Source organism: Paenisporosarcina sp. P4_B8 (assembly GCF_056402175.1).
On the sequence record NZ_JBFUHX010000032.1, the window covers coordinates 1 to 13,087 of the forward strand.

Sequence of the window (13,087 nt, forward strand, 5' to 3'; positions counted from 1 at the left end):
CAACATCACCTTCTGCAGCTAATGCGTCTGCTTTCATTGTATAAGCTTCTTGCATTTTGTTTAATGCTGAGTCAATTGTTTCTTGATGATCTTTTAATTCAGCAGGAACTTCTAATTCTTCTACTTTAACCGCAGTATTTGTAGCAGCTGTTTTTGCAGCATCCCGCATTTTTTTAAGCTCAGCCGCTTCTGGAGGTGCTTCTACATCTACATTTTCAAAAGCATTAAGATCTGCATCTACAGTATTAATAGATTGAGAGATTGATAAGTAAAACTTCATCATATCTCCAGCAGGGTTCGCTTTTTCTTCAGATGCAGTTTCTTCAGAYTTAGTTCCTACAGTCGTTGTAACTTTTTTCTCTTCTTTGTCTTCAGTACAAGCTGCAAGAACTAAAGAAAGTGAAGCAATAAGCAATAATAGTTTTTTCATCATTCAATCTCCTTTATTATTGGGAATATTTAGTTATATTACCACAGATAAACTCCCCTGTAAATGAATTACCAAATAGTTCACCTTTCAGTAACGTTTTATTCAAAGATCTTATAAAGCCCGATTCAATCACTGAACCGAAGGGTTTTGTTCAGAAAAACCTGGAGTTAATCAACACCATATATTTACAGTAGCCAATGCACAAGTAATTTTATAATCCGGAGTAATATAACCATTAAAGTATCTACCATAAATTTCATTCACCAATGAAGCTGCCCATACATCAGGTGGTCCAGATAATGGAATCGTTTCGGTTTTCCATCCAGCAAAATAATTTGATAAGCATAACAAAGATAAAAAACGGAAAGAATAATAGCAACTAGAAAGTCGAGGCGAGGAGTATTCTCAGATGAGTTTCTTTAAAAAAACTTCATTACACAATTATCATGTCAATGAAAGCGATCAACTACTTACTAATGATATTAAAAAAAATATACATACAATCCGAGAATATCTTTGTCAAACAGAAGACTTAATGGTTAAAGATATGATGTTTAATAACAAGGATTGCACTATTCTTTTTCTAGATTCGATGGTGAAAAAAGATATTCTTCAATCTTCTGTTATAGGTCCTATTTTGGAAATGAAATCAGGAGAAATACAAAATGTAGTGAAGGCTACTGAATTGAAATGTTCTTCAAAAATTTCAGAGGTAGGGGCTAGTTTATTAGAAGGTTTCTGTACTATTTTATTAGAAAATGATGCGATTGCAAAGTCAGTATCTGTACGAGAAATTGCAGCGCGTTCTATAGAAGAACCAGTTAATGAACGGAGTATTATAAGTTCTCATGATGGGTTTGTCGAAAATTTAGGTACTAATATTCTACTTTTGAGAAGGAGAATAAAAAGCCCTCAATTAAAAGTAAAATTTTTCACTTTAGGAAAAATTACAAATACGAAAGTAAGTATGGTCTTTATAGAAAATCTTGCAAATAAAAAAATTCTAGAAGAAGTTGAACGAAGAATTACTTCTATTGAAGTCGATCAACTACTTTCAATTGGCGAAGTAGAGGATTACATTGAGGACAATCCTTATACTCCTTTTCCTCAAATGTTGTCTACTGAAAGGCCTGATAGAGCTGTGTCGTACTTAACCGAAGGGAAAATCATATTACTTGTTGATGGTAGTCCTAGAATTTTAATTATGCCAATTACTTTTTTTGCGTTTTACCAATCGCCTGACGATTATAATAGTCGTTGGCTAGTAGGTTCTTTTTTCCGATTTATTCGCTTCTTTAGTTTTATCATTGCTATCAGTTTGCCGGCAATTTACATTGCCATCGTTTCTTTTCATTCTGAAGTACTTCCAATTGGTATTTTATATTCCATCAGGGTTTCATTAGAATACGTCCCCTTTCCTCCTTTAATAGAAGCTTTTACGATGCAAATCATTCTTGAGTTACTAAAAGAAGCTTCCATACGTTTACCTACTCCGATTGCTCACACAATTGGTATTGTGGGGGGGCTTGTAATTGGTACAGCAGTAGTGGAAGCGAATTTAGTTTCAAATACGATGATTGTTGTAATTGGACTCACTGCCATAGCTTCATTCATATCACCAGTAAATGAAATGGGAACCAGCGCTAGGTTATTGGGATTTCCTGTCATGATAGCCGCATCATTGTTCGGTTTTTTTGGAATTGTACTTGCATTAATGGTGATTGTTATTCACCTATGTAAATTAGAATCCTTTGGTATGCCTTACTTTGCGCCATTCGCACCTTTTAACATAGCAGACATAAAAGATACGTTCGTGAGACTCCCTTTTTGGAAACTTAACACACGACCAACAGACTCCATGCCCGTATACAAAAAACAACAATGGCATACAAGGGGTTGGAAGAAGAAGTGATTACTAAAAAAATATCAATAACAAAGTTTCAGTTGTTTTTTGTATTAATTCAAAGTCAGATTGGTATTGGTCTTTTTTCTTTACCAAATGTTGTCCAGGAATCAGCAAAAGGGGACGCGTGGATATCGATCATTTTAGCAGGGGTAGTTGTCCAATTCGTGTTGGTTGTATATTGGTTATTATTAAAAAGATTTCCAAATGATACATTTACAAAAATAACCCAGAAAATCCTTGGAAATTTTTTGGGAAAAATATTGAATTTTATCACTTACTTTTATTTTATTATGACCGGAAGTATATTAACCATTCTAATGGTGAAATTAATAAAATTACTATTATTGCCTCTAACGCCTAACTGGGCTATATCCTTGCTTATATTAATCGCCAGTATTTATTTGACCGTCAGCAATTTAAAAATAATAGCCAGATTTTTTGTTCTAGCTTCTTCGCTGATAATCGTATTACTGTTTATTACTCTTTTTACTCTAATACTTCCGAAAGAGATTCAATTCATCCTTCCAATTGGGAGTTCAGGCATTAAAAACATTCTAATTGGCAGCAAGAGTGCGTTATTTTCGAAGTTGGGTTTTGAAGGATTATTGTTTTTATATCCCTTTATTATTCATAATAACAAAGGCGTATTAAAAACCATATCAATGGCAAATATCTTTGTCACAGGCTTCTACACCTATTTAGTCTTCATTTGTTTAATCAGTTTTAGTCCTGATCAAATGAATCAAATAAGAGAGCCAGTGTTATATCTTTTAAGGGGACTATCTTATAAAATGATTGATCACGTAGATTTGATTTTTCTCTCGATTTGGATTGTACCAATGACCACGTCAATTATTGCTTATTTATTCCTTGCAAGTAAAAGTATTAGTAATGAGAAAAAGTCTTATAAAAAGATTGTCGTGATAAATGGAATTCTTATATTTTTGATTTCACTTATTCCTCATACTGATGAAATCACGCTTCTTTTTAGCAAATATGTTACTTATTTAAGTTATGCCGTTGTCTTTGTCATTCCAGCTCTCTTATTAATTCTGTCAATCATATTTAAAAAGCATGAAACTGGTGATACAGCTTGAGAAAAAGACTCTTACTAATTTTGATAATCATAAATATCTTTTTGGCAGGTTGTTGGGACCAACACCAACTTGTTAATAAAACACTCGTAAACGGAATCAGTTTTGATTTAACAGAAGAAGGCAAAATACACGCTACAGTTCGAGCCTTGAATATGAAAAGTAAAGGAGGAGGACAATTTGAAATTGAAGATGAACTTGTAAGTGCTGAAAGACCTACTATGGCGGGTTTAGCAATCGATATTAATAGCATGACAGCTGGGCAGGTGGATTTTAGTCAAGCACATATTATTTTAATCGGTGATGAATTGGCTCAAAATGGGATTCATCAATTACTAGATCCTTTCTATCGAGGAAAAGACTCGAATATTGTAGCCAAAATTGCGATTACAAAAGGCAAAGCAGAAGATATCATATCTTCGGAAAAAGGAAAAAGCCCGATTGCATTCTTTCTTTTACAAACGATTGAAGGAGCAGAGGAGTCTACCTTATTACCAGAAGAAACTATTTTTACTGTATGGACAAACATTCTAACTACGGGCAAAGAATTTATCTTACCATATTTAGAAAAAGGAGAATCAGATAAAATTGCGATTGCTGGGGTAGCCCTTTTTAATGGAGATAAGTTTTCTGGAAAAACCTTATCAAAGGAGCAAAGCAGTTTATTATTACTATTACTCGATAAATTACAAAAGACGAACAATATGGAACTCATGCTAAATCAAGCGAGTGAAGATCGATCCATTGCTTTTTCTACACGGAAGATGAAAAGAAACATGGAGATAAAGGTAGACAAAACAAGTGGAGATATAACTTGTACCATAGATATTAGCATCCAAATAGAAGTGAATACCTATCCACAAAATCTCAAAGAAGATTTAAATATAAAAAAATTAAATAAAGAAATTTCTGCAGAATTAACCAAACAAGCAAAGGAAATCACCGCAATTCTTTTAGAAGCAAATTGCGATGTCTTTGGGATTGAAATGAAAATAGCGAATAGACATCCTGACGTATGGAAGAAAATGAATTGGGATGAAGATTATAAAAATGTTCAAATAGAGCCAAAAGTAGATGTAAATATTATAAAAACAGGTGCTGTCTATTAGACATTACCTGTTTTTATTTTTCAATAACGAAGAATTTCGAGACTTTAGGTAACTGTGGAACCCTCATCCCCTCCTCATGTTTGGTTGGTAAATTATCATCCAGTTCTTTCGAACGTTTGACGTGCATTGGATTGACCATGACGAGTGGGATTCCATATTGGTCTAGGAAATAAGCTAAATTCATCCAGTAGTGACCCGTAGGTTCAATTCCAACAACTACTTCTGTCTTCTGAGTTTCTTTCATCGTTGAAGGCTCTTTTTCTTGCCCCGGCAATCTTTCTAACAGGAATGCTGCCGCTTTAGTTAAGATGCAACTTCTCTTCTATTACATATCATTTATGACGAAGTAAACTTCATTCAAATCTTGCCTTAGTATTTATCTCATCTTTAGCCCATCTTTATTTACGAGCATTATCATTATTGTTAGCAGATTAATAGTAATAATTTGTAAGTAGAGGAGAGCGTGGTGAAATATAGATGAGATCTCGAGAAACGAGAAAACAAAAGAGATTAAAAAGAGTAATTGTAAGCCTGTTTGGGGTAGTAATTGTATTCTCACTCATTTACCTTTTCATTGGAATGTTAAAAGATTTTGGAGATGTAAATGTAGTAAGAGATTCAGTAAATGCACAGCAGCAAATAAAGAAACCGAATAATGGTACCAAAGAGATAGCAAACGACGATACAAACCTTTCAAATGATATGAAACCACCTGTGGAGAAACCAAATGAAAAAAAAGAAAATATCCAAACTGATCCAATTAAACCAAAACCAGAAAGTAATGTAATTCAAACAAATAACAAACAACCCTCTAGCAAAAATCAGAAAGTCGTATATTTGACATTCGATGATGGACCTAGTGAGTTGACACACCAATTTCTTGACGTATTAAATAGGGAACAAATAAATGCGACTTTCTTTATGGTTGGAGTCCGCATAAATCGCTATCCCAATGAAGTGAAACGTGCCGTTACCGAAGGTAATTATGTCGGAGCTCACAGTATGACGCATGACTATCATAGCCTTTATAAAGAAAATCAATTTGTACTAGAAATGCAACACACAATCTCCATTATCAAACAAGTGACAGGTGAAGATACCACTTTAGTACGCGCCCCTTATGGATCGAAACCAGGTTTGAATTTAGGACTTCGCAATGATTCAGTTGAAGCAGGATTTAAAATTTGGGATTGGAGTGTGGATACACAGGATTGGAGGGATTCTGTTAACTCTTCAAAAGTTGTAAATGAAGTAAGAAGGCAAACAACAAAAAATATTGAAGTCATTTTATTCCATGAAAATCAATCGACTTTGGACGCACTTCCAGAAATTATTAACTATTTAAGATCCGAAGAATATGAAATTAAGGTATATAATCCCGACGAACATTTCCCATTAAATTTCTGGGATGATGGGCGTCTTTAAAATGGATAATCTACATACTCATCATATCTAAAATGATGATTTTATCTCCATTAACAACAATTAGACTTTTAAAATCTAGAAGGTAGTTATTAAAATTAGGGGGAATATTCATGCGAAAGAGAAAGAATAAGAATGGATATATTTTTTTATTAGTAATAGCATTTATAGTGGTATTTTCTATCATAAAACTTCAAGGTAATGGAATGATGGGAAATAATGAAGGTTTAGCTAAAGAATCTTCTGAAAAGATTGTGAATTCAGCTGAAGCATCTTATGAAAATAAAGTAAAAACTACTACAAAGATCTTAACAGGTAAAACAATCGTTATTGATCCCGGTCATGGCGGAGAGGATATTGGTGCAAGTGGACAGAATGGAACAATTGAAAAAGATGTAACATTAACAATGTCTAAAAATATTCAAAATAATTTAGAGGAACGTACTGGTGCTACTGTTATTTTAACCCGTAAAGATGATGTGAAAATATCACTTGAAGATCGTGTAAAAATTGCAGAAGAAGAGAATGCAGATTTGTTTGTTAGTGTACACTTTGATGCCTTTTTTACAAATGATGTTGAAGGCATTACAACTTATTATAATAATACGGACGAGCCTATAGCGAAATTAATACATGAAAATATATTTAAAAATGGACTAGATGCTAGAAATCGTGGAGTAAGATTTGGAGACATTTATGTATTAAGAGAAAACTCAAGACCAGCCATCTTACTTGAACTTGGGTTCATCTCAAATTCAAAAGATGAAGCGCGTATGACTTCAGAAGAGTTTCAAAGAAACACGGCAACTTCAATTGTTGACGGAATAATCGATTATTTAAGATAAATAATATTTAAACCACTATATAAAAAATAAGAAGTTAATGTTTATAAAAAATAATCAAAAATACATCTTAACTGCATTGACAAGACTAATTGGATTTTAAAAAAATTAAACAATAACGGTAAGTATCTTTATGGTAAGTTAATCGGTAATCTTTTGGTTTAAAATTTAGCAAAATACAAAAACTTTATTTCCAATTGATTCCATCTTGACTTTATCTTAACATTGTCCGGTGATAATCATTTTTGTAAGACAAATAAAACTATGAAATGAGGGATAAAATGGAATTAAAATTTCACAGAAGTTAAAAAACTTTATTTCCAGTTGATATCGTCTTGGTTTCATCTTTACATTGTCAAATTATAATCGTATTTGTAAGGCAAATAAAACTATGAAATGAGGAATTTAAATGGGTAAAAAGAATTTATTCACTGTACTTAGTATTTCAACAGCATTATTAGTAGGAACTGGAAGTGCCTATGCTACACAAATTCAGAAAGATGAGTCAGTAAAAGCGGTACAAATAGTTAACAAAGAATCGAATGAAATAACAAAACAAGAAGTAAACGTACAAGTACAAGAAAGCAAAAAAATACCAACTCAATATAGTTTTACTGATGAGGCTTTTTTCACACGGGATGGTCAGCCTGATTACTTTGCGAATGAGTTTTTAAATAATCAGGACCTATTTTCTTTATTAAATATGAATGGGGCAGAATTAAAACAAGAATTAGCAACTGGAAAATCGGTTGATGAAATTGCATCATCTAAAAATGTTTCTACACAACAAGTGATTGAGGTCATTGCGAAAGCACAAACTACCGTGCAGATTCAAGGTGAAGAAAATGGAGAAGTTCCTAAAAACTCCGCTTCAATGGAACAACGTTTAAAAGATATTGAACCGAAAGTATTACAAGTAATTGAGCACAAAAGTAATTGAGCACAAAACTGAAACACCTTGGAGGTATTGTTCTGTTTCACCGCTTTACCGATTCAAGAAAATTCTAATATTAAGATCTTTTTTAAAACAAGAAAACCTCCTCTTTTTGACTGGGAACTGACCCCATAGTTTGAAACAAATAAAACACCTTAAGTTGAAAACAGGTATGTAATACCTAAAGACAACTTGGAGGTGTTTTTATATGGGTACAATAGCAAGTAATCCAGCAGAAGTTAAATAAAGAGCAAGTGAATTAAGATATAAAACCAAATAAACACAAATCAAAACATGGGTGAGATTTGATCCCTGTCTCATTAAATGGGCAGTTCGCTAGGAGGACGCTCTTTCTTTCATTTCAAACGAAAAATCGGATGGTAAAGTGATGTTTAAATACAGTACATTTCAAAGATTCATATTTAAATAAAAGTAAAATAGTACTCCATCTGAAGTATTCATGACACCACACTGCACACCATGTAGATTTAATATATTTTTCGAAATGGCAAGGCCTAATCCAGTACTACCTTCTGATCGTTGTCTAGACGTATCACCTCGATAGAATCGTTCCCAAACCTTTACTAATTGGTCAACTGGAATATGCGACCCTTTATTTTCCACGCAAACTTTTACCTGCTCATTCTCTACGATGGTCGAAATATAGATATGCTCATTCAAAGGCGTATAACGGATTGCATTTGTAATGTAGTTCGTAATGACTTGTTCGATAAGATGTTGATTTGCTAAAACTTTTATTGAATTCAATTCTTTATGAATGGTTAATTGCTTTTTCTCTATTTCTAAATGTAATTCATGACAAATATGCTCAATTACTTTGTCTAAATAAAAAGATTCCATTTTCATTTTGTACGTTCCAGACTCGTACTTTGCTAGTTCAAGCATATCAATAATTAAACGATCCATCTTGTCGACTTCTTTTTCCATCGCTTCAAAGTAGTAATCCTTCTTATGACTAGCAACACCGTCTCTCAGAATCGAAATACAACTTTTCATAATACTTAGCGGGGTCTTCAATTCATGTGAGACACTCGAGATAAATTCTTTTCTAGTATTCTCTAACTGTTTTTCTTTTTCAATGTCTTGCTGTAGCTGAGTAATGTGCGAATGTAGTGTATCCGATAGTAAATTTATATTCTGAGATAAATCGCCTATTTCATCTTTAGAGTAATATTCAATTCGTTCTGAAAAATCTAAGCCTGCAATTTTTCTAGTTGAATTGTTGATTTTTAATAATGGTCTTGCAATTTTGATTGAATAGTAAAAAGAAGCCAAAATAGTTAGTAGTAACACAAAAGCTATCAAATAGATAAAATAATCGTTGACCATTTGTGCAGCTTCATCAACAGGTTGTAAGGAAGCCATTGAAAAGATATAACTGATGTTCCCATTTTTTTCTTTAACCGGATCAATGAACAGCTTATATTTTATTCCATTTTGCTCATAATCAAGCGTTTTGACCGTTGTGAAATGATTTTCTTCATTAAATATTAAATCTGTTTGGAATTCACTAATACGCTCCATAAATAAGCTATTACTATAGATGATACTGGAAACATCATTTTGATCAGGTAATCGTACATTCTGTATGATTCCTTTTAATTGACTGATTTGAAAATTAGAATGATATTGATATTGATATTGATATTTAATTGTTAAGCTTATTTTATCTTGTAGACTAGATGCATTATGACGATCCATTTGGAATTCCTTATTAAGGTTAGTCCAAACGTTTTTCCAAATAAATTGATTTACCAAATATGAATTATTCTGTGCCAAATATAGATAAAACGGGATTTTTATATTATTTTTTTCAATCGTATAAAGATCCACTTCCTCTCCTATTGTAATGGTTGGAGTATCTTTATAAACATCTTCTCCTTTTAATAAATGATACAGTGGAATCGTTACGAATTGATTTGAATTTTTAGCGTCACTTATTTTAATTTCTGCATAATAATCATTTGAAGATATAATATTTCCATTTTGATCCAATGTGGTTATCCATGTATTGTGAGTACGATAAAAATCTTGCTCTAATTGCTGGATGGATTGCACATTTCCATTACTTTTTAAGTACTGTTTCTCAAATGATTTGATACTTGATATCAAATCATTTACTTTCTGATTTTCATAGTATTGCTTAAAGAAGATGGTCTGACCAATATAAATTGTACCTGTAATTAACAAACATAATGTTGTTGTTAATAAAAATAATTTTAAAACAATACCGTATTTCATAAACTCTCCTCAAACTTATACCCTGTTCGAATAATCGTTGAAATCAGTTTTGATTTGCTTCCTAATTTCGCTCGTAAATTACGAATATGTGTATTGATCGTTCGATCATCACCAAAGTAGTCATGTCCCCAAATCTTATATAAGAGTTGTTCTCTTGTAATCACGATTCCTTGATTTTGCATTAAATACGTTAAGATTTCAAATTCGGTATGTGTTAAATTAATATTTACTCCTTCTACCTTTACTAACCTTGAAGAAAAATCTACTGTAATGCCATTTTTAGTTAAAGTATCTATTGATCCTTCATTCAATCGATATCGACTTTCAAGTAAACGTTTGACTCTTGCTAATAAAATTGGTGGACTATATGGCTTTGTGACATAATCATCAGCACCTAGCTCAAACCCAAGTAATGTATCATCCTCATCAATACGTGCAGTTAACATGATGATTGGAACATTTGATCCCTTACGGATTCTTCTACAAACAGTCCATCCATCTACTTTTGGCAACATAATATCAAGAATAATTAGATGAAAAGCATGTTTTTGAAATGATTCTAATGCTTGTTCACCGTCAATGGCTTCAACCACCTCATAACCCTCGTTTAGGAAATAATCTTTCACAATTTCACGTAAAATAGTCTCATCTTCTACTATTAAAATTTTGTACTGCATTATCAATTCACACTCTCTTTCGATACTCCTTATTCTTAGAATTTATCCAATAACTCTTCGATTACTCCATTACTTAAATGAATAAATCGTTCCTATTAAGAACGAGAGTAGATTTAAAAGGGAAAAAACCGGAAATAAGAAAAATGTTGAAACTCTACCATTGTTATTTAATTGTTTACCAATGGTTATGTACTAACTTCTTTCAATATTTGAGTTTCAATAATTCTGTTTCAAAAAAGTATAGCCTGACGAAATAAAGATTAGGTAAAGATACCGAATAAAAGATTACGATCTCAAAAAATAAATAGTCCATTTTGTCATGGCTTCAGCAACCTTCTGGTGAGCTAATTAGCTGCTCATTGATCTTAAACTCAAGCACCGTTAGTTGATTAAGCACTTATGCTTCTTTACTTCTCATTCTAAACCCGTTCGCTAACCTTGACTCTCCAAATCATATGATCATACCCTTCGTCCCAATAATCCTTTAACAAGTAATCAGGTTCTCCAAACTTCTTTTTCCAGATTTTTTGTGCATTAGTATATCCACTATCTAAACAAAATTCTTCTATGTCTTTATTCTGTAAAGTAAAATACATTTTATTCAATAGCAAATTCCCTACCCCAATCCTCTGGTAGTCAGGAAGAACAAATACTGTACCTATTTCAATTAGCTCTTTGAAAGTATTGTTTGTACAATCACTAATGAGATCGCTTGCTGGGCCGTATTCAATTGAACCAATAATTTTATCACCATCTAAAGCAATCAAAAAATATCTTTTTTCACCATTGCTTTCATAATCACTTTCTAAGTATTTTTTCTTAACTTTAATTTCATCATTAATATCATCCGACTTCTCCCCTATACCTTCCTTATTAAACGTATCAATAATAACAATTCTAAAAAATTCATTTAACTGTCTAATGTCCTCAATACTTGGCCTTCTAATCACCACATTAATCACCCAAAAACCCTCCCAACTCCTATTCTCTTGAAACGAAATTTCATTAATCCTTTTTAAAGTGTGCTGCCTCGTTGGTTGAATAAGAAAAAGAGCTGCTTAAGCAGCCCGATAATCTTTAACTAAAGCACCCTATAGTTGAATAAGTAACATTATCAAATTTCAAAAAAGTTATGTCTCTCTACTTTACAAACTCTGAGAGAAAAGTTTTTATACCATTCAGATTTCCCTTTATTTTGTGCTACTCTATGGGCTGAATTTTCCTTCCATTCTTTTATGGATTGTAAAGAATCCCAATATGAAACAGTAATTCCTAGTCCTTCATCCCGTGCATCTTCGACACCTAAAAATCCATTCTGCTGAGAAGCTAGTTCCACCATTTTATCCGCCATTCTGCCGTAACCATTATCTCCTTCAGTTCTTTGTGAAGAAAAAATCACTGCGTAATAAGGTGGTTCCGGAGTTTTCGCAATTCCACTCATATTTAAGTCCCCTTAGAAATTTATTTTTCATTATTATAAAAAATTTCAGCATAATCTCTGGTCTTATTATTGAACTAAACTGCCCCGTTAGTTCAATAAGGATCCCCCCCCATCAACAGCAAATACTTTTTGTTTTGGTCGTGCTTGATTATGGGGAATCCGCTATTTTCTTTTACAGAAAGTTACTCCTACTAACAATCATAATGTAATGCTAATTAACCTTCTTCCTATTTAAAATATTAATATAAATTACTAGAGGTATAGTTGATAATGAAATAAAAATTATAAAGAAATAAATAATATATGTCCCAATATATTCTACGGCAACTGGTAACGGGAAAATGACTATTCCTATAATTATCGAATAAATACCCATTACTTTACCTAATTTTTCTTTGTCCCCCCCGAACGTTTCATCATTGTATCCAGCTATTAGAAATAATTTTTTCTTTGCCCAAATTAGATACGCCATTAAGAACATTAATAAGCCAACAAAACCGCATATTAGAACTGCAACATACATTTTCATCATCCTCCACACCAGAAATATTTTGATAATATTCTTATCAAGAGTAATTACATTGACACTTATTCAGCTAACCTKCCCCTTTAGTTGAAAAAGAAAAAAGAGCCGTTTATGCAGCTCAACGACATTTCACTAAAGCATCCGTTAGCTTAATAAGTAGTAGTTCCGATATTATGGAGAAAACTTAAAAAACTACTTAAATCGCATATCAAATCACAATAAAATTCACAGTGAATTTAGTACACAAAAACGCTTGGATAGAATATTCCAAGCATTTTCCATTTAATTTAGTATTTCGAGAAATTCTTTTCTATGATTTTCATTCTTTATTCTTAATACGTCGTTTTTAGATGGTCTTATTACAAATACGTTTAATCCTTCGTGATTCCAAACAAGAAATCCATCATTAGTACCGTTTTCATATATAACAGTAACCTTATAGTC

General features: G+C 32.4%; 12 protein-coding genes and 1 pseudogene. 6 read left to right on the forward strand and 7 right to left on the reverse strand.

Annotation, left to right across the window (positions count from 1 at the left end; genetic code table 11):
* On the reverse strand, positions 1-430 hold a 430-nt coding region (locus tag AC1DSK_RS16835; protein WP_477598410.1), incomplete at its 3' end, for a hypothetical protein.
* Between the two features lie 409 nt (positions 431-839).
* On the opposite strand from AC1DSK_RS16835, the gene AC1DSK_RS16840 reads away from it, so the two are divergent.
* The 3 genes from AC1DSK_RS16840 to AC1DSK_RS16850 are packed head-to-tail and all read left to right on the forward strand — an operon-like array spanning position 840 to position 4,539.
* Positions 840-2,342 (forward strand): spore germination protein, encoded by a 1,503-nt coding sequence (locus AC1DSK_RS16840; protein WP_477548810.1) that lies wholly within the window; start codon positions 840-842, stop codon positions 2,340-2,342.
* Complete coding sequence (locus AC1DSK_RS16845; protein ID WP_477598412.1) at positions 2,327-3,433, forward strand: GerAB/ArcD/ProY family transporter; 1,107 nt, start codon at positions 2,327-2,329, stop codon at positions 3,431-3,433. Before AC1DSK_RS16840 ends, AC1DSK_RS16845 begins: the two co-directional genes overlap by 16 nt.
* Complete coding sequence (locus AC1DSK_RS16850) at positions 3,430-4,539, forward strand: Ger(x)C family spore germination protein (RefSeq protein WP_477548113.1); 1,110 nt, start codon at positions 3,430-3,432, stop codon at positions 4,537-4,539. The genes AC1DSK_RS16845 and AC1DSK_RS16850 overlap by 4 nt, the downstream gene beginning before the upstream one ends.
* A gap of 31 nt (positions 4,540-4,570) precedes the next feature.
* Here AC1DSK_RS16850 and AC1DSK_RS16855 read toward each other — a convergent pair.
* Positions 4,571-4,783 (reverse strand): annotated as a pseudogene (locus AC1DSK_RS16855) (IS110 family transposase); the annotation flags it as partial.
* Positions 4,784-5,016: 233 nt separating this feature from the next.
* Between AC1DSK_RS16855 and AC1DSK_RS16860 the strand changes: the two are divergent.
* The 3 genes from AC1DSK_RS16860 (at position 5,017) to AC1DSK_RS16870 (ending at position 7,743) form a co-directional block, all read left to right on the forward strand.
* Positions 5,017-5,964, forward strand: a complete 948-nt coding sequence (locus tag AC1DSK_RS16860; RefSeq protein WP_477598414.1) for a polysaccharide deacetylase family protein — start codon at positions 5,017-5,019, stop codon at positions 5,962-5,964.
* 110 nt (positions 5,965-6,074) lie between these two features.
* The gene (locus tag AC1DSK_RS16865; protein ID WP_477598416.1) at positions 6,075-6,806 is read left to right on the forward strand and encodes an N-acetylmuramoyl-L-alanine amidase family protein; all 732 of its coding nucleotides are present in this window, start codon (positions 6,075-6,077) and stop codon (positions 6,804-6,806) included.
* Positions 6,807-7,212: 406 nt separating this feature from the next.
* A complete protein-coding gene (locus tag AC1DSK_RS16870) occupies positions 7,213-7,743 on the forward strand; it encodes a hypothetical protein (RefSeq protein WP_477548116.1) in 531 nt (176 codons plus the stop codon).
* A 402-nt stretch (positions 7,744-8,145) separates the two neighbouring features.
* Here the strand turns inward: AC1DSK_RS16870 and AC1DSK_RS16875 are convergent, their stop codons facing one another.
* The 5 genes from AC1DSK_RS16875 to AC1DSK_RS16895 all read right to left on the reverse strand — a co-directional run bounded on the left by AC1DSK_RS16875 (position 8,146) and on the right by AC1DSK_RS16895 (position 12,640).
* Positions 8,146-9,999 (reverse strand): sensor histidine kinase, encoded by a 1,854-nt coding sequence (locus AC1DSK_RS16875; protein ID WP_477598419.1) that lies wholly within the window; start codon positions 9,997-9,999, stop codon positions 8,146-8,148.
* Entirely contained in the window at positions 9,996-10,676 is a 681-nt protein-coding gene (locus AC1DSK_RS16880; RefSeq protein WP_016427949.1) for a response regulator transcription factor, read from the reverse strand. Before AC1DSK_RS16880 ends, AC1DSK_RS16875 begins: the two co-directional genes overlap by 4 nt.
* Positions 10,677-11,095: 419 nt before the next feature.
* Positions 11,096-11,638: an N-acetyltransferase family protein gene (locus AC1DSK_RS16885; RefSeq protein WP_477548118.1), complete on the reverse strand. Its 543-nt coding sequence runs from the start codon at positions 11,636-11,638 to the stop codon at positions 11,096-11,098.
* 152 nt (positions 11,639-11,790) lie between these two features.
* Positions 11,791-12,117: an antibiotic biosynthesis monooxygenase family protein gene (locus tag AC1DSK_RS16890; protein WP_477548119.1), complete on the reverse strand. Its 327-nt coding sequence runs from the start codon at positions 12,115-12,117 to the stop codon at positions 11,791-11,793.
* Between the two features lie 211 nt (positions 12,118-12,328).
* Positions 12,329-12,640 (reverse strand): DUF3784 domain-containing protein, encoded by a 312-nt coding sequence (locus tag AC1DSK_RS16895; RefSeq protein WP_477548120.1) that lies wholly within the window; start codon positions 12,638-12,640, stop codon positions 12,329-12,331.
* Positions 12,641-13,087: the final 447 nt, after the last annotated feature.